The following is a 25,240-nucleotide window of genomic DNA, read 5'->3' as shown; positions in this document are numbered from 1 at the left end:
GTGTGGGCGTCCTGAGTTCTGGGAAGGCGTACCTCCTATCTTCGTGCCTACGTGCTGTGCGCGGGACTGGCCGCTGTGCGCGGGACTGGCCGCGCAGCAGACGAATCAGGTGTGAGCCCGCGCGCTGCCGGCCGGCGTCGGGCGGGGGTGGCCGGTATGGATGTCGGAGCCCCGCACTAAGGTTGACGGGTGCCTGAACCTGTCATCTCCGCCCGCGGTCTCGTGAAGACCTACCGGACCAAGGGGAAGCCCGACTTCCTCGCAGTGGACGGCCTCGACTTCGAGGTCGCGCCGGGCGAGTCGTTCGGCCTGCTCGGGCCGAACGGCGCCGGCAAGTCGACGACCATGAAGATGATCGGGGCGGTCTCGACTCGCACGGCGGGCGAACTGGAGATCCTCGGCCTCGACCCCGACCGCTATGGCCCCGAGATCCGCTCGCGCCTGGGCGTCGTGCCGCAGCAGGACAACCTCGACGGCGAGCTGAACGCGCGGGAGAACCTGTACATCTACGGGCGCTACTTCGGACTGCCCGGCAACGTGTGCGCCCAGAAGGCCGATGAGCTGCTCGCGTTCGCGCAGCTCGAGGACAAGGCCAAGAGCAAGGTTGATCAGCTCTCCGGCGGCATGAAGCGCCGCCTCACGATCGCGCGCGGGCTCATCAACGACCCGCGCATCCTGCTCCTCGACGAGCCGACGACGGGCCTCGACCCGCAGGCGCGGCACGTCCTGTGGGATCGTCTGTTCCGACTCAAAGAGCGCGGCACGACACTCGTCCTGACAACCCACTACATGGATGAGGCCGAGCAGCTCTGCGACCGGCTCATCGTCGTGGACAAGGGCCGCATCATGGCCGAGGGGACGCCCGCCTCGCTCATCCGCGAGCACTCCAGCCGGGAGGTGCTCGAGGTGCGCTTCGGATCCGACCGGAACGAGCAGGTCGCCCCGCAGTTGCAGGGCATCGGCGATCGCGTCGAGGTGCTCCCCGACCGCGTCCTCGTCTACGCCGCAGACGGCGAGGCAGCCCTCGAACGCGTCACCGCGGCGGGGCTGCAGCCGATCACGAGTCTCGTCCGCCGCTCCAGCCTGGAGGACGTCTTCCTCCGCCTCACCGGACGGTCGCTGATCGAATGAGCGCCGAATCGATGGATGCCACGACGTCGACGCAGCCCAGCCTCGACGAGCTCCGCGCGGAGGCACTGGAGTGGGGTCGGAAGCCGCGCCGCCGCGGCACCTGGTACGTCACCGAGCACATGGTTCGGGCGATGCGCGCGTACGGCTGGACGATCGTGGTCGGCGCGCTCGGACAGCCGATCCTCTACCTGCTCGGGCTCGCCGCGGGGCTCGCCGCGCTCATCCAGGCGCCCATCGTCGATCGTGGCGTCGAGGTGGACTACCTCGTCTTCGTCGCGCCGGCGCTGCTGGTGACGGCCGCGATCGCCGTGGCATCCGAAGAGATGACCTACCCGGTCATGGCCGGATTCAAGTGGCGCCGTTACTTCTACGGGTTCAACGCGTCGCCGCTGTCGAGTCCGCAGATCGCGAACGGGGTCATCGTCGGGGCGACGGCGCGCATGGCGTTCGCCGTTGCCGCGTACTACCTCTTCATCTGGCTGCTCGGCGCGCTCGGTGTCGGCTGGACGACCGTGCCGCAGCCCGAGACCGGGTGGCTCGCGATCCCCGCCGGCATCGCCGCCGGTATTGCGTTCGGTGTGCCGCTCATGGCCTACGCCGGATCGATCGAGGACGACAAGGGCCAGTTCGCGCTCGTGCAGCGGTTCCTGTTCATGCCGATGTTCCTGTTCTCGGGCACGTTCTACCCGCTCGACACCCTGCCGGTGTGGTTGCAGTGGATCGGCTGGATCTCGCCGCTGTGGCACGGCGCCGAGCTCGGACGCATCGCCACCTACGGCGCAGCCGTCCCGCCCGCGATGGTGGGCGTTCACATCGCCTACCTCGTCGTCCTCACCGGCATCGGCTACCTCTGGGGTCGCAAGATCTTCATCGAAAGGCTCGCGAAGTGACCGCCGTGGCATCCGTCTCCCGGCGCGGCGGCGTCCGCGCCCTCTGGGCCGGCAACCCCGGGGCCGTCGTGCAGCGCGGGTTCCTCGCGGCGCGCTCGTCGAGCTGGGTCGTCGTCCTGTCGGGCTTCTTCGAGCCAGTGTTCTACCTCGCCTCGATGGGGCTCGGCCTCGGCGCGCTCATCGGCGACGTCCAGACCGCGCAGGGCGTCGATGTCTCGTACGCCGCGTTCATCGCGCCGGCGCTGCTCGCGGTGTCGGCGATGAACGGCGCCGTCTACGACTCGACCTGGAACGTCTTCTTCAAGCTGAACTACGGCAAGCTCTACGAGGGCATGCTCGCGACCTCGCTCGGGCCGCTCGACGTCGCCCTCGGGGAGATCCTCTACGCCCTGCTGCGCGGGCTGCTGTACGCGACCGGGTTCATGGTCATCATGCAGGTCCTCGGGCTGAACCTCGCGGCGACCGCGATCCTCGCGCTGCCGGCGGTGCTGCTCATCGCGTTCGGATTCGCGAGCCTCGGCATGGCGATCACGAGCTACATGAAGACGTTCCAGCAGATGGACTGGATCAACTTCGTCATGCTGCCGATGTTCCTCTTCTCGGCGACGTTCTACCCGATCACCGTCTACCCCGAGTGGGTGCAGGGCGTCGTCATGGCGCTGCCGCTGTGGCACGGTGTCGAACTGATCCGCGGGCTGACCACAGGCCTCCTGCACCTCGGGATGCTGTGGCACGTCCTCTACTACGTCGGCATGATCGCCGTCGGACTGGTCTTCACGACGAAGCGGCTGCGCGCGCTGTTCCTCGACTGACGCGCGGGCCGCGCTCGCGCCCCCGGGACCACATGCCGGGGACGTTGCCGACCCGCGCCCCCTCGCCGCGCGGTTCCGGCTCCATCTCGCGCGCCGCGCCCCCTGACACCCCGAACGACGGATGCCGCGCCCTGCCGAGACGGCGGGACGCGGCATCCGCGTGTGAAGGGCAGGTCAGCGCTTGGTGGGCTGAACCTCGCCGATGAAGGTGTCGTAGTCGACGTCCTTGGTCTCCTTCGAGAGCCACAGGGCGATGAAGGTGAGGACAGCCGAGCCGGTGAGGTACACGCCGACGAGCCACGGCGAACCGTCGGCGGCCGCCCAGAGGGCGACGGCGACGATCGGTGCGAGCGCGGCACCAAGGATCGACGAGACGTTGTACGACACGGCCGAGCCGGTGTAGCGGACGTTCGTCGGGAACAGCTCGGGCAGCAGGGCGCCCATCGGTCCGAAGGTCGACCCCATGAGGAGGAACCCGAAGATGAGGAACGCCTGCACCAGAGCGCCCGAGAACTTCGGGTCGGCCTGCGGCAGCAGGAACACATTGAACAGGAGACCGAAGACGACGATCGCGCCCGTCACCCACATGAGGAGCTTGCGGCGACCGATGGCGTCGGCGACGGGACCCGACAGAAGCGTGAAGATGCCGAAGAAGACCACGCCGATGATCTGCATGATGACGAAGTCCGTGTAGCCGAAGCCGAGACCGGGCACGTAGGTTGCCGCGTCGTAGGCGGGGCCGCCGGCTGCGGCTGCGGCCTCAGCACCCTCTCGTGTCGCCTTCGTGCCGTACGAGAGCGTGAAGCTCGTCATCAGGTAGAAGAGGACGTAGGTCGCGAGCATGATGAACGTGCCGATGATCATCTGCCACCAGTGGCGACGGAAGACAGTGCCGAGGGGGAATTTCGACAGCGAGCCGCTCTTCTCGGCGCGCGAGAACGTCGACGACTCGACGAGCTTGAGGCGCACCCAGAGGCCGACGATGACCATGACGGCCGAGAACAGGAACGGCACGCGCCAGCCCCACGCGAGGAACTCCTCGGAGCGCAGGCCCGCGCCGTCGGGGTGCGGCAGCGCGAAGTAGATCAGCAGGAAGACCGTGTTGGCGATGATGAACCCGATCGGGGCGCCCAGCTGCGGGAAGGTGCCGTACCAGGCGCGCTTGCCCTTGGGTGCGTTCTCGGTCGCGACGAGCGCGGCGCCCGACCACTCGCCGCCGAGGGCGAAGCCCTGGAAGAGGCGGAGGATCAGCAGGAGGAGGGCTGCCCACGCGCCGATGTCGTTGAAGGTCGGCAGGCAGCCGATGAGGATCGTCGCGATACCCATGGTGAGCAGGGATGCCACGAGCGTGGCCTTGCGGCCGAACTTGTCGCCGAAGTGGCCGAAGATGACGGCGCCGATGGGGCGCGCGACCATGGCGGCACCGAAGACCGCGAACGACGAGAGGAGGGAGGCGGTCTCGTTGTCGCTCGGGAAGAAGAGGATCGGGAAGACGAGGACGGCGGCGGTCGCGTAGACGTAGAAGTCGTAGAACTCGATCGTCGTGCCGACGAGGCTCGCGGTGATGACGCGGGAGCGGGGATTGGCGGGGGCGGCGGGAGCCGCCGGGGCTGCAGAAGCAGAGGACATGCAGGAGACCTTCGGGGAGAGCGGAAGGGTCCTCGTGGGACATCTCGGCGGCGGTCTGCCCGGGGACGGGGTGGTGTCGGGGCGGATCGCGTTGGCAACCGGAAGCGCCGGCGGGGTCGCCGGCGCACAATCGTCCAGTTTACCCCGCCTGATCAGGTCGGGTCCCCGCAGTCCACGTGTGGGGACCGCGGGGAGAGCGGGTCACCAGATGACGGCGAGACCCGCGTTGACGAGGGTGAGGATGCCGACGGGCCAGAAGATGCCCGCGGGGACCGACCCGCTCTTGCGCGCACGCGCCGAACCGATGCCGAGCAGGGCGCCGATGACGATGAGCACGCCGAGCTTGATCGCGATCTTGACGTGGTTGAGGTCGTAGTCGATGCCCCACGGCGCCGAGAGGATCACGCCGGCGCCCATCGCGATCGCGAGGCCCCAGTGCATGAGCTTCGTGATTCGCTTCTGGCCGAAGAGCTCGACGAGCCACGAGCCGAAGAGAGTGGCGAAGCCGATCAGATGGATGAGGACGACGACACCGCGCAGGATCTCCATGCCCTCAGGATACCTGAAGGTAATCCAGGATGCCGACGCGTCGTCGGCAACTGCCGCGTCGACGTGAGCGGTGGTCAGCCGCGCAGCTCCCGCAGCGTCAGGGCGGTGCGCAGCGCGGCATCTGCGGCTTCGGCGCCCTTGTCCTCCTTCGACCCTGCGAGACCGGCACGGTCGATGCCTTGCTGCTCGTCGTCCAGGGTCAGGACCCCGAACCCGACCGGCTTGCCTGTGTCCAACGCGACCCGCGTGAGCCCGTCGGTCGCCGCCGCCGACACGAAGTCGAAGTGCGGGGTCCCGCCGCGGATGATGACGCCCAGGGCCACGGCCGCATCCGCCCCCGCGTCCAACGCGGCCTTGGCCACGACGGGAAGCTCGAACGACCCGGCGACGCGCACGAGCCGCCATGACGCGCCGGAGGCATCGAGCACGCGTGCGGCGCCGGCGATGAGACCATCCGTGATGACGTCGTGCCACTGTCCGGCGACGACCACGACCTCCAGTCCCGTGCCGTCGACTCGCTCCGTCTTCGGTGCTCCGTGACCGCTCATGCCGTGTGCTCCTCGCTGTGCGCGAGCGCGTCGCGCAGGTCGTCGGCGTCGATGATGTGGCCCATGCGCTCGGCCTTCGTCGCCAGGTACTGGTGGTTGTTCGCGCCGACGCCAACGAGCAGCGGCACCTGCTCGACGATCGACAGCCCGAGGTTCTTCAGCTGCGCGACCTTGTCGGTGTTGTTGGTGAGGAGACGGATCTGGCGCACGCCGAGATCCTGGAGGATGCCGGCGGTGGCGGCGTAGTCGCGGGCGTCCGCGGGGAGCCCGAGGGCGAGGTTCGCGTCGACGGTGTCCATCCCGCGCTCCTGGAGGCTGTAGGCGCGGAGCTTGTTGATGAGGCCGATGCCGCGTCCCTCGTGGCCGCGCATGTAGATGACGATGCCGCCGTCCTGCTCGATCGCATCGAGCGCGGCATCCAGCTGCGGGCCGCATTCGCACTTGAGCGAGTCGAATGCCTCCCCGGTCAGGCACTCCGAGTGCACCCGCACGAGCGGCGCCTCCTCGGTGAGGTCTCCGGAGACGACCGCGATGTGGTCGGTTCCGGTGGCGCGGTCCTTGTAGGCGAGGAACCGGAAGGATCCGTGGGAGGTCGGCACGTTCGCCTCGGCGCGCAGGCTCACTCGGCGCTTGGCGGCGGCGGGCGTGTGGGCGGCGGAGCTGCTCGCGCCGCTGCCCTCGACGCCGTCGAGGTAGCCGATCAGCTGCTCAATGGTGATGACCGGAATGCCTTCACGCTCGCCCATCTCCAGCAGACCCGGCATCCGCATCATGCTGCCGTCATCGGCGACGACCTCGCCGATGACGGCGACCGGCGCGAGCCCGGCCAGCTGCATGAGCTCGACGGCGGCTTCGGTGTGTCCGGCGCGCTCGCGCACACCGCCGTCGACGGCCCGAAGCGGCAGGACGTGTCCCGGACGGATGAGCGACGCGGGGGTGGAGTCGGGGTCGGCGAGCACATTCACGGTGCGCGCGCGGTCGGAGGCGCTGATGCCCGTCGTCACGCCGTCCGCGGCGTCGACGCTGACGGTGTACGCCGTGCCCTTGCTGTCCTGGTTGACCTCCACCATAGGTGGGAGGTCGAGGCGATCCGCCCAGTCGGCGGGCATCGGCGCGCACAGGAACCCGCTCGACCAGCGGATGGTCCACGCCAGCCACTCCGGCGAGGCGAGCTGCGCCGACAGGATGATGTCACCCTCGTTCTCGCGGTTCTCGTCGTCGGCGACCAGGATCGGTCGACCCTCCTTGAGGGCCGCGAGCGCGTCGGGGATGGGGGAAAGGCTCAACGGGAGCCTCCTTCTTCTGCGGGGGTGAGAATCGTCGGGGAGAAGCGGAGCAGGCGCTGCACGTGGCGCGCCAAGACGTCGGTCTCGAGATTGACCCGGTCACCGACGATGCGGGCGCCGAGGGTCGTGACCTCGAGGGTCTCGGGGATGAGTGAGATCTCGAACCAGTGCGCGTCGGCTGCCGCGTCGGAGACCGCCGAGACGGTGAGTGAGACGCCGTCGACGGCGATCGAGCCTTTGTCCACGACGAGCGGCGCGAGCGGCGCCGGCAGCGAGATGCGCATGACGCGCCACTGAGCGCCGGGCCGCACCTCGAGAATCTCGCCGGTTCCGTCGATGTGGCCCTGCACGATGTGCCCGCCCAGGCGTGCGTGCGCGGCGAGGGCCCGCTCGACGTTGACCGGGGCGCCGGGGGCGAAGGCGCCGAGCGTCGACATGTCGAGGGTCTGGCGCATCACGTCGGCCGTGAACCCTTCAGGGGTCTGGTCGGTGACGGTGAGGCAGACACCGCTGATGGCGATGGAGTCGCCGCGCGCGGCATCCGATACCGCCTGCGGCGCGCGCACCGTGAGGCGCACGCCGTCGCCGGAGGGGTCGATCGCGGTGACCGTCCCCTGCTCTTCGATGATTCCGGTGAACATCAGCTGCTCTCTTTCGGAGTGGCGATGACGAGGAGGTCGTCGCCGAGGCGTTCGATCGCGCGCACGGTGAGCCGGCGCTGCGCGGTGATGGTCGGGATGCCGAGGTCGCCCACGGCCAGTCGGTCGCCGCCCAGGAGGGTCGGCGCGATGTACACGAGCACGTCGTCGACCAGGCCGGCACGCAGGAACGCGCCGGCGAGGGTGGGGCCGCCCTCGAGGAACACGCGGTGCGCGCCGAGGAGTCGGAGTCGGTCGAGCAGGTCGGGCAGATCCTCACCCTCGTCCTGGAGGAAGGGGCGGGGGTGGCGGCGCACGAGCGCCTCCTGCGGCACCGCGCGCGTGCCGATCACGACCGGCCGCGGCTGATTCTCGAAGAGCGACCCGTCCGGGCGGCGTGCGGTGAGGGCGGGGTCGTCGGCGAGGAGGGTCCCGGTGCCGACGATGATCGCGTCGGCCTCCGCGCGGCGGCGGTGCACGTCCGCACGGGCGTCGGGTCCGGTGATCCACTGGCTGGTGCCGTCGGATGCCGCGGCCCGACCGTCCAGCGACTGCGCCCACTTCACGGTGATGTGAGGCCTGCCCAGGCGCTGCACCGTCAGCCAGGAGTCGAGGAGCGCGGCGCCCTCGTCCTCCAGCGCACCGCCGACCACGTCCACCCCGGCCGATCGGAGCCGCTCGGCCCCGCCCGAGGATGCCTCGCCGGGGTCGGTGACCGCGTACACGACGCGGGAGATGCCCGCCTCGATGAGCGCCTGCGCACACGGACCGGTGCGGCCGGTGTTGTTGCACGGCTCGAGGCTGACGACAGCGGTCGCTCCGCGTGCGGCATCCGCGGGAATCTGCGAAAGCGCGTCCACTTCGGCGTGCGGGGTGCCGGCGCCGCGGTGCCAGCCTTCGGCGAGAACGGTGCCCCCGGGGGAGAGGATGACGGCGCCGACCTGCGGGTTCTCGCCGCGCGGGCCGTTCAGGGCGAGCGCGAAGGCGCGACGAAGGGCGTCGCGTTCTGCCTCGGTGACACTCATCCGGATCCTCACAGTGGGGTGTCCGGGGCAGGGTGCAGAGCTGGGAGGTCCGCGGCGTCGCCGCGACCTCTCGTGCTGCCTCCCATCCGGACTAGCGACTCTCGTCACATCACCGTCGGTCCCGGATTTCCACCGGATCAACGAGGTCTGGAGGGCCTCGCTCGCGGACTGTCACCGCCGGTTCGGATTCCCACCGACCCCGGAGCACGTTTTCTTGCTCTCGAGTGTAGTCAACCGGCGGATCGTGGTTTCATTCCCACGGATCGGTACCGGGCGCAGCGCCGGCTGCTGAGCGCACCAGCATCCGTGCGGCGGACTCCTCGATGACGAGATCGGTGATGAGATCGGCCGCGAGGGCGCCGCGGAGCGCCGCGAGCTTCGAGCCGCTCGAGATCACGCAGATGCGGTGCGCGGCCGCACGCAGCGTGTCGAACGAGGGACCGCTCGAACGCTCGTTGAGCGGGATGTCGTCGGTGGAGCCGTCGGCGCGGAAGAACACTGTGGCGCAGTCGCCCACGACGCCGTGTGTGCTGAGCTCCGCCAGGTCGCGCGGTGACAGGTACTCGCCGGAGTAGACGTGTGAGGGCACTTCGGCGTGGGGCGAGCCGAGCCCGAAAATGATGACGCTTGCGCGTGCTTGCACGTCCAGCACGGATCGCACGGCTCGCTCGCGCCACATCGCGCGCTTGGTCTGCGGGTCGTCGAACAGTGCGGGCACCGGGAAGAGGTCGGTAGTCGCGCCGAACGCTTCGGCGAACGCTTGCAGGATGCTGGATGAGTACGGCACGCCCGACGTCGATTCGTTCGCGGCCCCGTTCAACTGCACGACACGGGTGCCGTGGAGTGGCTTCTTCGGCAGGTGCCGTGACACCGCCGAGAGTGTCGCGCCCCACGCGATCCCGATCACCGTGTTGGTGTCGGTGTGGAGCGCCACCAGCCGGGCAGCGCTCCGCGCCGTGCGGTCCAGGCGCTCGGCGGCGTTGACGTGGCTCGGCGTCGGGACGATGTGCACGCGCACGCCGTACGTGCGGGCGATACGGCCGGCGACGTGGTCGCGATCCTCCTGTGGGGAGTGGACGGTGATCTCGACGAGGCCGCTGTCTCGCGCGTAGGCGAGGAGTCGCGACACCGTTGAGCGCGACACGCGCATCTCTGCGGCGATAGCGGCCATCCCGGCGCCTTGGACGTAGTAGAGCTGAGCGGCTCGCAAGGCTTCGGCGGCTCTGTCCATGCGTACGCATCCGTTCAGTCCGGGCAGGCGGCGGCGCGCCGTCGAGGTGGTTTCCGGATCGATTCTCGTCGATTCCTGCACATATGTGCAAGCGGGTTGCGCATGCGTGCGATCGCGGTGAGCATGGGCAGACGTTCCAAGGAAGGGCACTCGTCACTATGAGCACACGGCACCAGCACACCCGCCCGCAGGTTGAGGCGCTGCGCGAGCGGCCCCATGCCCAGGTGCTCGTGATCGGTGGCGGGATCAACGGCATCGCCACGTTCCGCGACCTCGCGCTGCAGGGAGTCGACGTCGCCCTCGTGGAGCGTGGCGACTACGTGTCCGGCGCCTCGTCGGCATCCAGCCACATGGTCCACGGCGGCGTTCGCTACCTCGAGAACGGCGAGTTCCGTCTCGTGAAGGAAGCGGTCACCGAGCGTAACCGGCTGTTGCGCACGGCACCGCACTACGTCCGCCCGCTCGAGACGACGATCCCGATCTTCAAGACCTTCTCCGGCATTCTCACGGCCCCGTTCCGCCTGCTGTTCACGCACGGCACCGGAAAGCCGAACGAGCGCGGCGCGCTGCTCATCAAGGTCGGCCTCATGATCTACGACACCTTCTCGCGCGACGGTGGCTCGGTGCCGCGGCACGTCTTCCGCCGCGCGAAGCGGTCGCGGCAGGCCTTCCCGCGCATGAACCCGGGTGTGAAGTACACCGCGAGCTACTACGACGCGTCGATGCACGACCCGGAGCGGCTTGCCCTCGACGTGCTGTTCGACGGGGTCCGCGCCGGCGGCGACCAGGCTCGTGCCGCGAACTACCTCTCCGTCGACGGTGTGGACGGGAACCAGATCACGCTGCACGACGAGGTCACGGGTGAGCGCTTCAGTTTCACCGCCGACGTCATCGTCAACACGAGCGGTCCCTGGACAGACCTCACGAACGAAGCGCTGGGTCAGCCGACCACCTTCATGGGCGGCACGAAGGGGTCGCACATCGTCCTCGAGAACGATGAGCTCAGCGCCGCGACCGGCGGCAACGAGATCTTCTTCGAGCACTCCGACGGCCGCATCGTGTTGATCTATCCGTTGAAGGGGCGCGTCATGGTCGGCACCACCGACATCGACGCCGACCCTCGAGAGCAGATGGTGTGCACCGACGACGAGATCGACTACTTCTTCGATCTGATCGGGCACGTCTTCCCCGACATCGCTGTCGACCGCTCGCAGATCAGGTACACCTTCTCCGGCATCCGCCCGCTGCCCCGGCATGATGACATGGCGCCGGGCTTCGTTTCACGTGATTACCGCATCGAACGCGGCGACGCAGCCGGCACGCCGGTGCTGAGCCTTGTGGGCGGAAAGTGGACCACGTTCCGCGCCGTCGCCGCAGACGTCACCTCCAATGCACTCTCGTTGCTCGGACATGCCCGAACGGTCTCGACGGCGGAGCTGAGCATCGGCGGCGGCGCCGACTACCCGCGCACCCCGGGTGCCCGTGCCCGATGGATCGAACAGCATCGCGGTGCGCACGCCGCGGCGCTGGCCGATCGGATGCTCGAACGGTACGGCACGCGGGCGAGCGATGTGCTCGCAGCGATCCCGTACGACGCCGAAGAACTCACATCGGTGCCCGGCTACTTCGGCGAAGAGATCGCCTACCTCGCTCGGACCGAAGATGTCGTGACGCTCACCGATGTGCTGCTGCGGCGCACCTCGGTCGCCTTCGTCGGCGGTGCGACGATCGGCGGTCTGCGCCAGCTCGCTGCCGCGGTCGGCGACGTGCTCGGATGGGACGGCGACGCGCGGGCGGCGCAGGTCGACGACGCGGTGCGCATCCTGCGCGAGCACCACCGCATCGCCGTCAACGAAGACCACCACGCAGAGCTGGTCTGACACTCCGGCGCGTCCGGCGTCGAAGCGCACACACGCACCGGGCACTGATGGGTCGATGACGACGGTCGTCATCGGGCATGAATCGAAAGGTCAACGACGACACATGAACGACATCAACATCTGGCTCTACTTCGTGTCAGAGACGGTCGGCACCGGACTGCTGACCCTGCTCGGCTGCGGCGTGGTCGCCAATGTGCTCCTGGCGAAGTCGAAAGGCCTCGGCGGCGGCACGCTGATGATCAACTGGGGTTGGGGTCTGGCGGTGTTCATCGGTGTGCTCGGCTCCGCGTACTCGGGAGCCCAGCTCAACCCGGCCGTCTCGCTCGGACTGCTCCTCGCCGGTGACCTCGAGGTGACGCTCTTCTTCGTCGCCGTCGCAGGCCAACTGGTCGGTGCGTTCCTCGGTGCGGTGCTGTGCTGGCTCGCCTACAAGCAGCACTTCGACGGCGAATCGGATGCCGCCACCAAGCTCGGCGTGTTCGCCACCGGCCCGGCAATCCGCTCCTACGGCTGGAACCTCGTCACCGAGGTCATCGGGACGTTCGTCCTCGTCTTCACGATCTTCGCGTTCGCCGACTACGGCGACATCCAGGTCGGCACCCCCGGCGGCCTCGGCCCGCTCACCGCGCTGCCGGTCGCACTGCTCGTGGTCGGTATCGGCGCCTCGCTCGGTGGCCCCACCGGTTACGCCATCAACCCTGCCCGTGACCTCGGCCCGCGTATCGCGCACGCGGTGCTCCCGATCAAGGGCAAGGGCTCGAGCGACTGGTCGTACGCATGGGTTCCCGTCGTCGGTCCTCTTATCGGTGGCGCCATCGCCGCCGTCGCGGCACCCGCACTGCTCTCGATGGTCTGACCACCAGCATCCGCGCTCTCAACCACTCACGAAAGACAAGGAAGTCCCATGGCTGACTACATCATCGCAATCGATCAGGGCACCACATCCAGCCGCGCGATCATCTTCGACCACGGCGGCTCGATCATCGCCACCGGCCAGAAGGAGCACGAGCAGATCCTGCCGCGCGCCGGCTGGGTCGAGCACGACGCCCTCGAGATCTGGCGCAACGTCCAGGAAGTGATCGGCATCGCGCTCGCCAAGGCCGATCTCACCCGCCACGACATCGCCGCCATCGGCATCACCAATCAGCGCGAGACGGCTGTCGTCTGGGACAAGCGCACCGGCCAGCCCGTGTACAACGCGATCGTCTGGCAGGACACTCGCACGCAGGCAATCGTCGACCGGCTCGCCACCGAGGGCCTCGGCACCGAGCGGTACAAGGGCATCGTCGGGCTGCCGCTGGCGACCTACTTCTCGGGCACGAAGATCGCTTGGATCCTCGAGAACGTCGACGGCGCCCGCGAGCGCGCGGAAGCCGGCGACCTCATCTTCGGCACCACCGACACCTGGGTGTTGTGGAACCTGACCGGCGGCACCGACGGCGGCGTCCACGTCACCGACGTGACCAACGCATCGCGCACCCTCTTCATGGACCTCGAGACACTGCAGTGGCGTGAGGACATCCTCGCGGACTTCGGCGTGCCGCTGTCGATGATGCCCGAGATCCGCTCCTCGTCCGAGGTGTACGGCACCGCGGAGGACTCGTCGCTGCTGCGCGAGACCCCTATTTCTGGCATCCTCGGCGATCAGCAGGCCGCGACATTCGGCCAGGCCGCGTTCGAGAAGGGCGAGAGCAAGAACACCTACGGCACCGGCAACTTCCTGATCTTCCAGACCGGTGAAGAGATCGTTCACTCCCGCAACGGACTGCTGACGACCGTCGGCTACAAGCTCGGCGACCAGCCCGCTCGGTACGCACTGGAAGGATCGATCGCCGTGACCGGATCGCTCATCCAGTGGTTGCGCGACCAGGTCGGCTTGATCTCATCGGCGCCCGAGGTTGAGAAGCTCGCGGCATCCGTCGAAGACAACGGCGGCGTCTACGTCGTTCCCGCGTTCTCGGGGCTGTTCGCGCCGTACTGGCGCCCCGAGGCGCGCGGCGCGATCGTCGGCCTCACCCGGTTCGCGAACCGCGGGCACATCGCCCGCGCCGCGCTCGAGGCAACCGCGTTCCAGACGCGTGAGGTTCTCGACGCCGTCAACGCGGACTCCGGCGTCGACCTCGAAGAGCTCAAGGTCGACGGCGGCATGACGGCCAACGACACCCTCATGCAGTTCCAGGCCGACATGCTCGGTGTGCCCGTCGTCCGTCCGGTCGTCGCGGAGACGACGGCACTCGGCGCCGCGTACGCTGCCGGTCTCGCCGTCGGCTTCTGGTCTGACCTCGATGAGTTGCGCGCCAACTGGCAGGAGGACGCTCGCTGGGAGCCCAGCGACGACGTCGCTGAGCGCGAGCGTCAGCTGCGGCTGTGGAAGAAGGCCGTCACCAAGTCGTTCGACTGGGTCGACGACGACGTCAACTGAGCCCACCCGCGAGCGAACGCCCCGCCGCCCGGTTTCGACCGGCGGTGGGGCGTCGCAGCGTCCGCCGCTACTTGAGCAGTCGCGACAACCGGCGATCAGCGAGCACCTTGCCACCCGTCTGACACGTTGCGCAGTACTCGAGGCTGTTGTCGGCGAAGAAGACCGAGCGCACTTCGTCGCCGCACACGGGGCACGCCTGCCCGCGTCTGCCATGGACAGCCATGCCGCGTCGCTTCGCGTCCTTGAGGTCTGCGGGCGGCTTTCCGGATGCCGCGGTCACGGCCTCCGTCAGCGTGTCACGGGTCGCGGCGTAGAGCCGATCGATGTTCTCGTCGCTCAGCGTGGCGGCGAGGGCGTACGGCGACATCTTCGCCGCGTGGAGGATTTCGTCGGAGTAGGCGTTGCCGATGCCCGCCACGATGGACTGGTCGCGCAGCACGCCCTTGATCTGCGTGCGTCGTCCGGCGAGCAGTGCTGCCAAGGCGGCACGGGTGAACGTGGCATCCAGCGGATCCGGTCCCAATCGCGCGATGCCGGGCACGTCCGCGGGGGAGCGAGCCGCGTAGTAGGCGAGCGACTTCTTCGTGCCCGCCTCGGTCAGATCGAACCCCGACCCGTCATCGAACGCCACCCGCAGGGCGATCGGCGTCTTTCCCGGCCGGATCACCGTCGTCGGGAGCTGTTCGTACCAGCGCAGCCAGCCGGCTTTGGCCAGGTGGAAGATGAGGTGCACGGGGCCGGTGGACGCGGCATCCGTGGTCAGATCGATGAACTTGCCGTGGCGCGTGACCGCGGTGACCGAGCCGCCGACGAAGGCGTCGATCGGCGGGTCGTACGTCTTCAGGGCGGCGATGTTCGCGACCGACACCTTCGTCACCGTCAGGCCGGTCGCGCGGCCGCGCAGGAAGTCGACGAGCCCCTGGACCTCTGGCATCTCCGGCATGCCGCCATCCTGCCACTCGTCGCCGCCCGCGCCAGGGGGGGTGCCCCTATGTTCTCTCTCAAGCGCGACGAGGGTGACTGCTGGGAACGTCGTGTGCGTCTCGTAGGGCACGTGAGGTCGGCGGATAGGCTTCGGGCATGAGCAGCGGGAAGCAGTCCGCGGTCCCGGCCTGGTTGAAGGTCGTGATGTGGTCGATCGCGATCGGTCTTGCGATCGTAGGGATTGTGTGGGCCGTCGCGTCGAGCAGCTTCTGGCCTCTGATCGCGTTTGCCGGTCTGGCCGTGCCGATGATGCCGATCGGGTCGACGAGGTCGTCGCGGCGGGTGGCTGCGGACGCGCGCTGAGCTCGAGTCCGGGGCGAAACTCAGGCGACGAGCTGGTTGGTCGGCGCCTGGTAGAGGGACCTCCAGGTCCGCTTCGCAGGGGTCGGCCACGTCGACCTTCTCGTCGACGGGTGGCTCGTCGTCGAGTGCGACAGCCCGCCGAGCTCGGCCGTCGGCACGGGCGCACGGCCTCAGCGTCACCCCGCGCGGTCGTACCAGGGTGGGCCGGCTCAGGCCTCGGGGTGCTCCTCGAACCAGACCGCCATCGCGGCGAGGTTCTGCAGGGGAGTGAACGCGCCGATCGCGCCGGCGTCGAACACCATGGCCTCGACGCCCACCTCGGCGTGGGAGGCCACCCAGCCGGACGCCCCGGGCAGCGGAACGGCGAGCAGCCGATCGGCTTCCTCTGCCGGGATGCCGAAGCCCGCCGCCGCGCGGATGGCGCGCTCCGCGGTGGAGAAGGCGAAGATCGACGGCCCGGACTCCGTCATCCCGGCGAACGGCGTCGGCTCCGTGTCCGTGCCGCGGGCGATGAAGATCCACTTGTCGAGGGAGAACACCGCACGCCACAGCTTCTGCTGTGCGGTGTTATCCTCCGGTGCGGCGATGGACGCGGCCGCGGCCGCATCGATCGCCGCGACGAGTTCCGGCGACGGGTCGAGCTGCGGGGCGTCGGGGTCAGCCACGACGCAGCAGACCCAGCTTGTCGTACACGTCGGCGAGGGTACGGTCCGCGACCTCCTCGGCGCGCTCCGCGTTGGCGGCGAGGACGCGGTCGAGCTCGGCGGGGTCATCCAGGAGCTCCAGCGCACGCGCGCGGACCGGCCCGAACTCGTTCACGACGACCTCGGCGAGACCCTTCTTGAAGTCGCCGTAGCCGCGACCGGCGTACTCGTCCTCGATCGCCGGGATCTGGCGGCCGGTGAGGGCTGCGTAGATGACCAGCAGGTTCGAGACGCCGGGCTTGTTCTCGCGGTCGTACCGCACGACACCCTCGGAGTCCGTCACGGCCCGCATGATCTTCTTCGCAGACGCGGAGGGGTCGTCCAGCAGCCACAGCACACCGGCATCCGTCTCCGCCGACTTCGACATCTTCGCGGTGGGATTTTGCAGGTCGTAGATGCGCGCGGTGTCCTGCTGAATGACGGGCATCGGCACCCGGAAGGCCTCGCCGTAGCGGCCGTTGAAGCGTTCCGCGAGGTCGCGGGTCAGCTCGACGTGCTGCTTCTGGTCGTCGCCGACGGGGACGATGTCGGCCTGGTAGAGCAGGATGTCAGCAGCCATCAGGATCGGGTAGGTGAACAGGCCCACATTGGTGCCGTCGGACCCGTAGCGCGACGACTTGTCCTTGAACTGCGTCATCCGTCCGGCCTCACCGAAACCGGTGATCGTCGACAGCACCCACGCGAGCTCGGCGTGCGCGCGGACGTGCGACTGCACGTACAGCGTCGACTTGGCCGGTTCGATGCCCGCGGCGATGTACTGGGCCGCCGTGCGACGGGTCTTCTCACGAAGCTCGGCAGGGTCGTTCGGCTGGGTGAGCGCGTGCAGGTCGACGACCGAGAAGAACGCCTCGTACGCCTCCTGCAGGTCCCGCCACTGCATCAGCGCGCCGATGTAGTTGCCGATCTGGAGGGAGTCGGCGGAGGGCTGCATTCCGGAGTACAGGCGGGGTTTGCTCACCCGTCAATCCTAGGCGCGAACGGATGCCGCCCCGCCCCGGCCCGGGTCAGGCGCCGAGCGTGTAGTCGGCGATCACGGGGGCGTGATCGCTCCAGCGCGTGTCCCACGACGGCGCGCGCACGACGCGGTAGTCGGTCACCCGACCGGCCAGGGACGGGGAGGCGAGGTGGTAGTCGATGCGCCACCCGGTGTCGTTGTCGAAGGCCTTCCCGCGGTTCGACCACCACGTGTACGGGCCGTCGATCTCGCCGGCGAAGGTGCGGCCGACGTCACTCCAGCCGAGTCCCACGCCGGTGGATCCGTCGACCGCCGTCACCGTCTCGCCGGCGGGCCCCGTGAAGCGGTCGAAGTACGCGCGCTCCCGGGGGAGGAAGCCGGCCTTCTTCACGTTGCCCTTCCAGTTGCGGATGTCGAACTCGCGGTGCCCCACGTTCAGGTCACCGGTGATCACGGCGTGCCCGGCGGCGAGCTGCGGCATCCGCTGCTCCATCGCATCGAGGAACGCGTACTTGGCGACCTGCTTCTCGGTGCCGTCCTCGCCGGTGAACACGTACGCGCTGACGACCGTAAGGTGTTCGCCGTCCACGTCGATATCGGCTTCGACCCAGCGGCCCTTGCTGTCGAGCGTGTCGTCGCCGAACTCGATGCGCCACACGTCCAGCGGCTCGCGGGCGGCGATCGCGACGCCGGCGCGCCCCTTGGCGAGCGCTTCGTCGTTCACGATGTGCCAGCCGGGAAGGGCGGCGGCGAGATCGGCGGCCTCGGCCCGCACCTCCTGCAGGGTGAGCACGTCGACGTCGGCGTTCTCGAGCCAGCCATGCATCCCCTTCCGGGCGGCGGCACGGATGCCGTTGACGTTCACGGAGGCGATGCGGAGACGGCGGGGCACGCCTTCCAGCCTAGGTCGGGTCACCGACCTTCCGCGGCGTCGCCCGAGACCCGCGCGAGCAGCTCGCGGGCCTCGCGGAGGTTCCGGCGCGCGCCGGGCCGCTGCCACCAGGTCGCATCCTCGAGAGCGGATGCCGCGTCGCGCACCCTCGCCTCGGCGACGATCCGGAGCGCGCGCTTCTCCGCTGCGCGCCGCTCCGCCTCGGTGGGGACGACGAGGGGGAGACCCGCATCGCCGGCCGAGACCGTCACCCAGGAGGCCGCCACGAGGACGACGATCCCCGCCAGTCGCAGCCACAGGAGGAACCCGATGAGGACCGAAAAGGTCGCCAGCAGCGGGTTGGTGGGGGAGTAGACGGCGAGGAATCCCGCCCCCAACTGCAGGAGGCTGAGCGCGCCGCCGCCGAACATCGCCCCGGGGGCGATCGCTCGGGCCGGGAGCGAGGTGCCGGTGAGGAAGCGGATCAGCGCCATGAGGGCGGCGGAGTTCACCGCGAAGCCGACCACGACGGATCCCACGCGGCTGAGCACGTCGATCGCACGGGCCTCGTAGGGGATCGAGAACCAGTCGAAGATCTGGGCGACGATACCGCCCGCGACCAGACCGAATCCCGCTCCGATGACGAGCGCGATCCCGAACAGGAGCGCGGCGACGAGGTCGCCGAGCTTGAGCTTCAGATAGTTGCGTGTGTCGAAGGGCAGCCCGAAGATGTCCCGCACCGCACGCCGGGTGAACGTCACGAAGCCGATTGCCGTCCAGACGGCCACGGCGAGGGCGACCGCACCGGTCACGGCGAGAACCCCGCCGCTCGTTCGCACCACCTCGGCCACGTCATCGGGCTGGACGGGGCCGCCGATGGAGATCAGGTCCGGGATGTAGGAGTTCACCACCGCGATGAGCCAGCTGGTCGCGGCATCCGATCCGCCCAGCCAGATGCCGATCACGGCGAACGCGGTGTAGATGGTCGCGAAGATGGCGAACAGAGACTGGTAGCTGATGCTCGCCGAGAGCAGGAACCCGTTGTTGCGGAGGAAGTGCCGCCACACCCGGACCGGGAAGGCGGCGAGCGTCCGCCGCGTCACGACGGTCGCGCGCTCGATCGGCTCGTCGAGCGCGCCGCGAAGACGAGACGCCTCCCACCGCTCGCGCAGGGGAGGCGTCTCGTCCGAGGTCACGCCTCGAGGCTATCGGTCGGGTCAGCCGCGCAGGACCGCCTGCTTGACCTCGGCGATCGCCTTGGTGATCTCGATGCCGCGGGGGCAGGCCTCGGTGCAGTTGAAGGTCGTGCGGCAGCGCCAGACCCCCTCCTTGTCGTTGAGGATGTCGAGGCGCACGTCGCCCGCGTCGTCACGCGAGTCGAAGATGAAGCGGTGCGCGTTGACGATCGCCGCGGGGCCGAAGTACTGTCCGTCGGTCCAGAACACGGGGCAGGACGACGTGCACGCGGCGCAGAGGATGCACTTGGTGGTGTCGTCGTAGACCGCCCGGTCGGAGATCGACTGGATGCGCTCCTTGCCCGCCTCGGGCTTGCTGTTGGACTGCAGGAAGGGCTGCACGTCGCGGAAGGACGCGAAGAACGGGTCCATGTCGACGATGAGGTCCTTCTCCAGCGGCAGACCCTTGATCGCCTCGACGTAGATCGGCTTCGAGATGTCGAGGTCCTTGATCAGCGTCTTGCAGGCGAGACGGTTGCGGCCGTTGATGCGCATGGCATCCGATCCGCAGATCCCGTGCGCGCATGAGCGGCGGAAGCTGAGCGAGCCGTCGACGTCCCACTTGATGCGGTGCAGGGCGTCCAGCACGCGATCGGTGGGGTACATCTCGACGTCGTAGTCCACCCATCGCGGCTCGGCGTCGACCTCGGGGTCGAACCGGCGGATGATGAAGGTGACCAGGTACGACTGGATGCCGGATTCCTCAGACTCCGACGGAGCAGCGGGCGCGTCGGCGGTGTCGACGAGAGTCATCAGTACTTCCTCTCCAACGGCGGGTAGTTGAACTCGCCCTTCTCGTTCTTCGTGAAGACGACGGGCTTCCAGTCCAGGCGGATGTGGTCCTCGGGGTTGGCGGAGTGCGGGTCGCCGGTGAGGTACGCCATCGTGTGCTGCATGTACTTCTCGTCGTCGCGGTCGGGGTAGTCCTCGCGCATGTGCCCACCGCGGCTCTCGCGGCGGTTGCGCGCCGCGTAGGCGACGATCTCGGCGATGTCGAGGAGGAAGCCCAGCTCGACAGCCTCGAGCAGGTCGGTGTTGTACCGCTTGCCCTTGTCGTCGACGTGCACGTTCTTGTACCGCTCGCGCAGGTCGTTGATCGTGCCCATGACGTTGGTCAGGGTCTCCTCGGTGCGGAACACCTGGGCGTTCGCGTCCATCTCGTCCTGCAGCTTCTTGCGCAGGGTCGCGACGCGCTCGGTTCCGGCGTTGCTGCGAAGGCCCTCGATCATCTCGCGGACCTCCTTGGCGGGGTCCTCGGGGAGGGGCACGAAGTCGGCCGTCTGCACGTACTTGACGGCGTTCCGGCCCGAGCGCTTGCCGAAGACGTTGATGTCCAGGAGCGAGTTGGTGCCGAGGCGGTTCGCGCCGTGCACCGACACGCATGCGCACTCGCCCGCGGCGTAGAGGCCGGGGACGACGGTCGTGTTGTCGGCGAGGACCTCGCCGTCGTTGTTGGTCGGGATGCCGCCCATCGCATAGTGGGCGGTCGGCATGACCGGCACCGGCTCGACGACCGGGTCGACGCCCAGGTAGGTGCGCGCGAACTCGGTGATGTCGGGGAGCTTCGTCTCGAGGACTTCCGCACCGAGGTGGGTGCAGTCGAGGTACACGTAGTCCTTGTTCGGGCCGGCGCCGCGTCCCTCGAGCACCTCCTTGACCATGCAGCGGGCGACGATGTCGCGGGGGGCGAGGTCCTTGATGGTGGGGGCGTAGCGCTCCATGAAGCGCTCACCCGACGCGTTGCGCAGGATCGCGCCCTCACCGCGGGCACCTTCGGTGAGGAGGATGCCGAGGCCGGCGAGGCCCGTCGGGTGGAACTGGAAGAACTCGATGTCCTCCAGCGGGAGGCCCTTGCGCCAGACGATGCCAACGCCGTCGCCCGTGAGGGTGTGCGCGTTCGAGGTGGTCTTGAAGATCTTGCCGAACCCGCCGGTCGCGAAGATCACGGCCTTCGAGTGGAAGACGTGCAGGTCACCCGTGGCCAGTTCGTAGGCGACGACACCGGCGACCTGAGTCTTGCCCTCGTCGTCTTTCACCGTGATGAGGTCGAGCGCGTAGAACTCGTTGAAGAAGTTGATGCCGAGCTTGACGCAGTTCTGGAACAGCGTCTGCAGGATCATGTGGCCGGTGCGGTCTGCGGCGTAGCAGGCGCGGCGCACCGGGCTCTTGCCGTGGTCGGCCGTGTGGCCGCCGAAGCGACGCTGGTCGATCTTGCCGTCCGGGGTGCGGTTGAAGGGGAGGCCCATGTTCTCGAGGTCGATGACCGCGTCGATGGCTTCCTTCGCGAGGATCTCCGCCGCGTCCTGGTCGACGAGGTAGTCGCCGCCCTTGACGGTGTCGAAAGTGTGCCACTCCCAGGAGTCCTCTTCGACGTTGGCGAGCGCCGCCGCCATGCCGCCCTGTGCCGCACCGGTGTGGCTGCGGGTGGGGTAGAGCTTGGTGATGACGGCCGTCTTCGCGCCGGGGCCGGCCTCGATCGCCGCGCGCATGCCCGCGCCGCCGGCGCCGACGATGACGATGTCGAACTGGTGGTAATGGACGCCGTCCTTGACGACGGTGTCCGCAGTCTGCGTGCTCACGTGAGTATTGCCTCTGTTCTGTCCGTGTGCGTGCCGGGGCGTGACCGGCTCAGCCCTGTGCCTTGCAGGCCTCGGAGAGGATGCTGGCGTCGCTGAGGTTGGGGATGCAGGGGTCGAAGGTGAAGACGACCAGCGTGCCGAGGATGATCATCAGTGCGGCGACCGCCCACAGGGTGACGATCAGGACCTTGCGGACCTTGGGACTCGTGACGTAGTCGTTGACGATCGTGCGCATGCCGTTGGTGCCGTGGATGAATGCCAGCCAGAGCATGGCGACGTCCCACCACTGCCACAGGGGGTTGGCGAGCTTGCCGGCGACGAACGCGAAGTCGAGACCGGAGATGCCGTCGCCCACCATGAGGTTGGCGAAGAGGTGACCGAAGATCAGGACGATCAGCAGCACGCCCGAGACGCGCATGAAGATCCAGCCCCACTTCTCCAGGTTCGGGCCCGACGAGCGGACCGAGCTCTGCGGGCTCCGCGGTGCGGCGAGGGTGTCGGCGCTCATCAGTTGCCACCTCCCATGTGCGAGAAGACGTTGGGCAGGTGTCGGGCCGAGAAGCCGATGAGGGTGACCGCCCAGACAGCGAGCACACCCCACCAGAGCTGGCGCTGGTGGCGGGTCGCCCACGGCCACAGGTCGACCGCGATGATGCGCAGGCCGTTGAAGGCGTGGTAGACGATCGCGCCGACGAGGGCGACCTCACCGACACCCATGATCGGGTTCTTGTACGTGCCGATGACGGCGTCGTACGCGTCGGGCGCGACGCGGATCAACGCGGTGTCGAGCACGTGCACGAGCAGGAAGAAGAAGATGGCGACGCCGGTGATACGGTGCAGCACCCACGACCACATGCCCTCGTTGCCGCGGTACAGCGTTCCGCGCGGGGTCTTGGACGTGGTCTCAGCTACCGACGGTGTGACGCGTGCTGGTGCAGACACGGTCGTCCTCCCTTGGGTGAGATGGGGCGCCTACGGAGCGGGACTCGGGCCGTTCACATCGCTGCGCACGTCACCGGTCCTCGCACACGGGCGTGGCTTCCATCCTACGGACAGATTCGAGGGGCGGGCGAGGAAGGGTGGCCTAAGTTCTCTCGATGTCGAGACACTTTGCGGAGCGGGCGCCCGCGGTCGTCGTTCATAGGGGACCAGCGCTGGTCGGTTAGGTTCGGAGCATGGTCGAGCACATCCCCGATTTCTACGCCGTCATCCCCGCCGGAGGCGTCGGTTCCCGCCTGTGGCCGCTGTCGCGCGCGGACGCGCCGAAATTCCTGCACGACCTGACCGGTGCCGGGCACTCCCTGCTGCGCGAGACCTGGAATCGTCTCGAGCCGCTCTCGGGCCCCGAGCGCATCGCCGTCGTCACCGGCCGCGCGCACCGCGCGGCCGTCGAGGACCAGCTTCCCGGCATCGCCGACATGAACGTCATCCTCGAGTCCGAGCCCCGCGACTCCGCCGCCGCGATCGGTCTCGCGGCGGCGATCCTGCACCGGCGGCATCCCGACGTCATCATCGGCTCGTTCGCGGCCGACCACGTCATCCGCGGGACCCGCGTGTTCGAGTTCGCCGTGCGGGATGCCGTGGAGGTCGCCCGCGAGGGGTACATCGTCACCATCGGCATCGCGCCCACCGAGCCGGCTGTCGGGTTCGGCTACATCAAGCGTGGCGATGAACTCGTCGTCGACGGCGCCCGCGATGCGTCCCTCGTGGAGCGGTTCGTGGAGAAGCCCGACCTCGAAACGGCCAAGCAGTACCTGACCGATCGTTCGTACCTCTGGAATGCGGGCATGTTCATCGCCCGCGCGGATGTGCTGCTGGCCGAGATCGAGGCGAACAACCCCGCCTTGCACGCAGGCCTCCTCGAACTCGCCGAGGCGTGGGACGACCGCGAACGCCGCGGCCCCGCCGTCGACCGCATCTGGCCCAAGCTCGAGAAGATCGCGATCGACTACGTCGTCGCCGAGCCTGCCGCGGAGAAAGGCAAGCTCGCCGTCGTCCCCGGCCACTTCGACTGGGACGACGTGGGCGACTTCGCGAGCCTCGCCAAACTCAACTCCAGCGCGCGCGGCAACGACCTCGCCATCCTGGGGGAGAACGCTCGCGTCCTCTCCGACGCCGCGAGCGGGATCGTCGTGTCGCAGACCAGCCGCGTGATCAGCATCATCGGGGTCAAGGACATCGTCGTGGTCGACACCGACGACGCGCTTCTGGTCACCACCGCCGAGCACGCCCAGCGCGTGAAGAGCGTGGTGGATGCCTTGAAGGTCACCGGTCGCGGCGACGTCCTCTGACCCGATCGGGAGACCGATCGCCGCCACGGCGTGTCGGATAGATTGCGGCTTTGTAACCTTTGCCTCTGTGGGGCGCTCTCGGCATGTGCGAAACGTGAAACAGTAGGTAACTTTTCACAATGCCCCCGCGAGATCCGTGGGGTTCATCAATGTGGAGGCTGCATTGACCATCTCGACCACCAAGAAGCTCTCCGGCGCCGCGGGCGCCGCTGCGCTCCTCCTCACGCTCGCCGCCTGCGGCACGGCTCCCGAGGCCGCCCCCGAGGGCTCGGCAGCGCCTGAGGCTCCCGACTTCCTGCCCTGCATCGTCTCCGACGCCGGTGGTTTCGACGACAAGTCGTTCAACCAGCTCTCCTACGAAGGCGTCGCCGCCGCCGCCGACGAGGTCGGCGTGGAGCCCAAGGAGGTGCAGTCCGACAGCGAGACGGACTTCGCCCCGAACATCGAGAGCCTGGTCGGCGAGGGCTGCAACGCCATCGTCTCGGTCGGCTTCGCCCTTTCGGCAGCCACGGTCGAGGCCGCCACGGCCAACCCCGACATCGACTTCATCCTGGTCGACGACGCCGCCGACAACGACTTCGACGGCACCAAGGACGCGGACAACATCAAGCCGCTCCTCTACAACACGGCTGAGGCCGCGTTCCTCGCCGGCTACCTGTCGGCCGGCTACTCGGAGGCCGGCAAGGTCGGCACCTTCGGTGGCATGGAGTTCCCGACGGTCACGATCTTCATGGACGGCTTCAAGCAGGGCGTCGACCACTACAACAAGGTCAACGACGCGTCCGTCGAGGTCGTCGGCTGGAACGGCAAGACCGGTTCCTTCACCGGTGGCTTCGAGGCCAACCAGGAGGCCAAGACGGTCGCCGTCAACATCATCGACCAGGGTGTCGACGTCCTCCTGCCCGTCGGTGGCCCGATCTACCAGTCGGCGCTCCAGGCGATCGACGAGTCCGGCCGCGACATCGCCCTGATCGGTGTCGACGCCGACCTCTACGAGACCGACCCCTCCACCCAGGAGGTCGTCCTCACATCGATCCTGAAGTCGATGGACCTGTCCGTCCAGCAGGCCGTCCTGACCTCCGCTGAGGGTGCATTCGACCCCGAGGCTTACGTCGGCACGCTCGAGAACGAGGGCGTCGGCATCGCCGACTTCCACAACTTCGCGGACAAGGTCGACCCCGCCCTCGCAGAGGAGGTCGAAGCCCTGAAGGCCTCGATCATCGCCGGCGAGGTCGAGGTCACCAGCTACCTCGGCTGACACCCGCCACGACAGAGGG

Annotated in this window: 25 protein-coding genes; 9 read left to right on the top strand and 16 right to left on the bottom strand. The window is 68.5% G+C overall.

The genetic code is table 11. The features are described 5' to 3' along the window. The first annotated feature begins 189 nt into the window (after window positions 1–189). Genes ACHFGS_RS10700 through ACHFGS_RS10690 form a run of 3 tightly spaced genes read left to right on the top strand, consistent with a single transcriptional unit; the run spans window position 190 to window position 2,833 of the window. Window positions 190–1,131, top strand: coding sequence for an ABC transporter ATP-binding protein (locus ACHFGS_RS10700; protein WP_394279097.1), 942 nt, complete (start codon window positions 190–192; stop codon window positions 1,129–1,131). Further along, on the top strand, window positions 1,128–2,021 hold the full coding sequence (locus ACHFGS_RS10695) for an ABC transporter permease (RefSeq protein WP_394279096.1): 894 nt from the start codon (window positions 1,128–1,130) through the stop codon (window positions 2,019–2,021). Before ACHFGS_RS10700 ends, ACHFGS_RS10695 begins: the two co-directional genes overlap by 4 nt. Then, a complete protein-coding gene (locus ACHFGS_RS10690; RefSeq protein WP_394279095.1) occupies window positions 2,018–2,833 on the top strand; it encodes an ABC transporter permease in 816 nt (271 codons plus the stop codon). The genes ACHFGS_RS10695 and ACHFGS_RS10690 overlap by 4 nt, the downstream gene beginning before the upstream one ends. Before the next feature lie 174 nt (window positions 2,834–3,007). Here the strand turns inward: ACHFGS_RS10690 and ACHFGS_RS10685 are convergent, their stop codons facing one another. The 7 genes from ACHFGS_RS10685 to ACHFGS_RS10655 all read right to left on the bottom strand — a co-directional run bounded on the left by ACHFGS_RS10685 (window position 3,008) and on the right by ACHFGS_RS10655 (window position 9,739). Then, on the bottom strand, window positions 3,008–4,462 hold the full coding sequence (locus ACHFGS_RS10685; RefSeq protein ID WP_394279094.1) for an MFS transporter: 1,455 nt from the start codon (window positions 4,460–4,462) through the stop codon (window positions 3,008–3,010). 201 nt (window positions 4,463–4,663) lie between these two features. Beyond that, window positions 4,664–5,011 (bottom strand): Fe-S protein, encoded by a 348-nt coding sequence (locus tag ACHFGS_RS10680; RefSeq protein ID WP_394279093.1) that lies wholly within the window; start codon window positions 5,009–5,011, stop codon window positions 4,664–4,666. A 74-nt stretch (window positions 5,012–5,085) separates the two neighbouring features. Next, complete coding sequence (gene ribH, locus ACHFGS_RS10675; protein ID WP_394279092.1) at window positions 5,086–5,559, bottom strand: 6,7-dimethyl-8-ribityllumazine synthase; 474 nt, start codon at window positions 5,557–5,559, stop codon at window positions 5,086–5,088. Continuing rightward, on the bottom strand, window positions 5,556–6,845 hold the full coding sequence (gene ribA / locus ACHFGS_RS10670; protein ID WP_394279091.1) for a GTP cyclohydrolase II: 1,290 nt from the start codon (window positions 6,843–6,845) through the stop codon (window positions 5,556–5,558). Before ribA ends, ribH begins: the two co-directional genes overlap by 4 nt. Further along, window positions 6,842–7,486 carry a riboflavin synthase gene (locus tag ACHFGS_RS10665; protein WP_394289455.1) on the bottom strand — a complete coding sequence of 215 codons (645 nt, stop codon included), beginning with the start codon at window positions 7,484–7,486 and terminating at the stop codon, window positions 6,842–6,844. The genes ribA and ACHFGS_RS10665 overlap by 4 nt, the downstream gene beginning before the upstream one ends. Continuing rightward, on the bottom strand, window positions 7,486–8,508 hold the full coding sequence (gene ribD / locus ACHFGS_RS10660) for a bifunctional diaminohydroxyphosphoribosylaminopyrimidine deaminase/5-amino-6-(5-phosphoribosylamino)uracil reductase RibD (protein ID WP_394289454.1): 1,023 nt from the start codon (window positions 8,506–8,508) through the stop codon (window positions 7,486–7,488). Before ribD ends, ACHFGS_RS10665 begins: the two co-directional genes overlap by 1 nt. Window positions 8,509–8,758: 250 nt before the next feature. Then, window positions 8,759–9,739: a sugar-binding transcriptional regulator gene (locus ACHFGS_RS10655; protein WP_394279910.1), complete on the bottom strand. Its 981-nt coding sequence runs from the start codon at window positions 9,737–9,739 to the stop codon at window positions 8,759–8,761. 158 nt (window positions 9,740–9,897) lie between these two features. Here ACHFGS_RS10655 and ACHFGS_RS10650 point away from each other — a divergent pair, with 158 nt between their 5' ends. The 3 genes from ACHFGS_RS10650 to glpK all read left to right on the top strand — a co-directional run bounded on the left by ACHFGS_RS10650 (window position 9,898) and on the right by glpK (window position 14,041). Next, a complete protein-coding gene (locus tag ACHFGS_RS10650; protein WP_394279911.1) occupies window positions 9,898–11,619 on the top strand; it encodes an FAD-dependent oxidoreductase in 1,722 nt (573 codons plus the stop codon). A 103-nt stretch (window positions 11,620–11,722) separates the two neighbouring features. Then, window positions 11,723–12,475 carry an MIP/aquaporin family protein gene (locus tag ACHFGS_RS10645; protein ID WP_394279912.1) on the top strand — a complete coding sequence of 251 codons (753 nt, stop codon included), beginning with the start codon at window positions 11,723–11,725 and terminating at the stop codon, window positions 12,473–12,475. 48 nt (window positions 12,476–12,523) lie between these two features. Further along, complete coding sequence (glpK, locus tag ACHFGS_RS10640) at window positions 12,524–14,041, top strand: glycerol kinase GlpK (RefSeq protein WP_394279913.1); 1,518 nt, start codon at window positions 12,524–12,526, stop codon at window positions 14,039–14,041. Window positions 14,042–14,108: 67 nt separating this feature from the next. Here glpK and ACHFGS_RS10635 read toward each other — a convergent pair whose 3' ends face one another. Beyond that, window positions 14,109–14,984, bottom strand: coding sequence for an Fpg/Nei family DNA glycosylase (locus ACHFGS_RS10635; protein WP_394279914.1), 876 nt, complete (start codon window positions 14,982–14,984; stop codon window positions 14,109–14,111). 137 nt (window positions 14,985–15,121) lie between these two features. On the opposite strand from ACHFGS_RS10635, the gene ACHFGS_RS10630 reads away from it, so the two are divergent. Further along, window positions 15,122–15,328 carry a hypothetical protein gene (locus ACHFGS_RS10630; protein WP_394279915.1) on the top strand — a complete coding sequence of 69 codons (207 nt, stop codon included), beginning with the start codon at window positions 15,122–15,124 and terminating at the stop codon, window positions 15,326–15,328. A gap of 209 nt (window positions 15,329–15,537) precedes the next feature. On the opposite strand, the gene ACHFGS_RS10625 is transcribed toward ACHFGS_RS10630, so the two are convergent. From ACHFGS_RS10625 to sdhC, 8 genes are read right to left on the bottom strand one after another with little or no spacing between them, the layout of a single operon-like run. Then, on the bottom strand, window positions 15,538–15,993 hold the full coding sequence (locus ACHFGS_RS10625) for a hypothetical protein (protein ID WP_394279916.1): 456 nt from the start codon (window positions 15,991–15,993) through the stop codon (window positions 15,538–15,540). Next, entirely contained in the window at window positions 15,986–16,990 is a 1,005-nt protein-coding gene (trpS, locus tag ACHFGS_RS10620) for a tryptophan--tRNA ligase (RefSeq protein ID WP_394279917.1), read from the bottom strand. The genes ACHFGS_RS10625 and trpS overlap by 8 nt, the downstream gene beginning before the upstream one ends. A 46-nt stretch (window positions 16,991–17,036) precedes the next feature. Then, window positions 17,037–17,879 (bottom strand): exodeoxyribonuclease III, encoded by an 843-nt coding sequence (locus ACHFGS_RS10615; RefSeq protein ID WP_394279918.1) that lies wholly within the window; start codon window positions 17,877–17,879, stop codon window positions 17,037–17,039. Between the two features lie 20 nt (window positions 17,880–17,899). Further along, window positions 17,900–19,054, bottom strand: coding sequence for a YihY/virulence factor BrkB family protein (locus ACHFGS_RS10610; RefSeq protein WP_394279919.1), 1,155 nt, complete (start codon window positions 19,052–19,054; stop codon window positions 17,900–17,902). 21 nt (window positions 19,055–19,075) lie between these two features. Continuing rightward, window positions 19,076–19,846 (bottom strand): succinate dehydrogenase iron-sulfur subunit, encoded by a 771-nt coding sequence (locus tag ACHFGS_RS10605; RefSeq protein WP_394279920.1) that lies wholly within the window; start codon window positions 19,844–19,846, stop codon window positions 19,076–19,078. Further along, window positions 19,846–21,672, bottom strand: coding sequence for a succinate dehydrogenase flavoprotein subunit (sdhA, locus tag ACHFGS_RS10600; RefSeq protein ID WP_394289453.1), 1,827 nt, complete (start codon window positions 21,670–21,672; stop codon window positions 19,846–19,848). Before sdhA ends, ACHFGS_RS10605 begins: the two co-directional genes overlap by 1 nt. Window positions 21,673–21,721: 49 nt before the next feature. Then, the gene (locus ACHFGS_RS10595; RefSeq protein WP_394279922.1) at window positions 21,722–22,180 is read right to left on the bottom strand and encodes a succinate dehydrogenase hydrophobic membrane anchor subunit; all 459 of its coding nucleotides are present in this window, start codon (window positions 22,178–22,180) and stop codon (window positions 21,722–21,724) included. Further along, entirely contained in the window at window positions 22,180–22,614 is a 435-nt protein-coding gene (gene sdhC, locus ACHFGS_RS10590; protein WP_394279923.1) for a succinate dehydrogenase, cytochrome b556 subunit, read from the bottom strand. The genes ACHFGS_RS10595 and sdhC overlap by 1 nt, the downstream gene beginning before the upstream one ends. Window positions 22,615–22,847: 233 nt before the next feature. Between sdhC and ACHFGS_RS10585 the strand changes: the two genes are divergently transcribed. Both ACHFGS_RS10585 and ACHFGS_RS10580 read left to right on the top strand, forming a co-directional pair. Continuing rightward, entirely contained in the window at window positions 22,848–23,963 is a 1,116-nt protein-coding gene (locus ACHFGS_RS10585) for a mannose-1-phosphate guanylyltransferase (RefSeq protein WP_394289452.1), read from the top strand. A gap of 163 nt (window positions 23,964–24,126) precedes the next feature. Further along, window positions 24,127–25,221, top strand: coding sequence for a BMP family protein (locus ACHFGS_RS10580; protein ID WP_394279925.1), 1,095 nt, complete (start codon window positions 24,127–24,129; stop codon window positions 25,219–25,221). Window positions 25,222–25,240 lie beyond the last annotated feature (19 nt).

The sequence above is a fragment of the Microbacterium sp. genome, assembly GCF_043427715.1.
GTDB lineage: Bacteria > Actinomycetota > Actinomycetes > Actinomycetales > Microbacteriaceae > Microbacterium.
This window is presented reverse-complemented; position numbering and strand designations above follow the sequence as displayed.

Bases quoted from the DNA above. Each gene is read 5' to 3' on its own strand.
- ribD (WP_394289454.1), bottom strand. From the start codon at position 8,508: ATGAGTGTCACCGAGGCAGAACGCGACGCCCTTCGTCGCGCCTTCGCG.
- ACHFGS_RS10630 (WP_394279915.1), top strand. From the start codon at position 15,122: ATGAGCAGCGGGAAGCAGTCCGCGGTCCCGGCCTGGTTGAAGGTCGTG.
- ACHFGS_RS10595 (WP_394279922.1), bottom strand. From the start codon at position 22,180: ATGAGCGCCGACACCCTCGCCGCACCGCGGAGCCCGCAGAGCTCGGTC.
- ACHFGS_RS10680 (WP_394279093.1), bottom strand. From the start codon at position 5,011: ATGGAGATCCTGCGCGGTGTCGTCGTCCTCATCCATCTGATCGGCTTC.
- ACHFGS_RS10655 (WP_394279910.1), bottom strand. From the start codon at position 9,739: ATGGACAGAGCCGCCGAAGCCTTGCGAGCCGCTCAGCTCTACTACGTC.
- ribH (WP_394279092.1), bottom strand. From the start codon at position 5,559: ATGAGCGGTCACGGAGCACCGAAGACGGAGCGAGTCGACGGCACGGGA.
- ACHFGS_RS10645 (WP_394279912.1), top strand. From the start codon at position 11,723: ATGAACGACATCAACATCTGGCTCTACTTCGTGTCAGAGACGGTCGGC.
- ACHFGS_RS10605 (WP_394279920.1), bottom strand. From the start codon at position 19,846: ATGACTCTCGTCGACACCGCCGACGCGCCCGCTGCTCCGTCGGAGTCT.
- ACHFGS_RS10650 (WP_394279911.1), top strand. From the start codon at position 9,898: ATGAGCACACGGCACCAGCACACCCGCCCGCAGGTTGAGGCGCTGCGC.
- ACHFGS_RS10685 (WP_394279094.1), bottom strand. From the start codon at position 4,462: ATGTCCTCTGCTTCTGCAGCCCCGGCGGCTCCCGCCGCCCCCGCCAAT.
- glpK (WP_394279913.1), top strand. From the start codon at position 12,524: ATGGCTGACTACATCATCGCAATCGATCAGGGCACCACATCCAGCCGC.
- ACHFGS_RS10585 (WP_394289452.1), top strand. From the start codon at position 22,848: ATGGTCGAGCACATCCCCGATTTCTACGCCGTCATCCCCGCCGGAGGC.
- ACHFGS_RS10665 (WP_394289455.1), bottom strand. From the start codon at position 7,486: ATGTTCACCGGAATCATCGAAGAGCAGGGGACGGTCACCGCGATCGAC.
- ACHFGS_RS10695 (WP_394279096.1), top strand. From the start codon at position 1,128: ATGAGCGCCGAATCGATGGATGCCACGACGTCGACGCAGCCCAGCCTC.
- ACHFGS_RS10635 (WP_394279914.1), bottom strand. From the start codon at position 14,984: ATGCCGGAGATGCCAGAGGTCCAGGGGCTCGTCGACTTCCTGCGCGGC.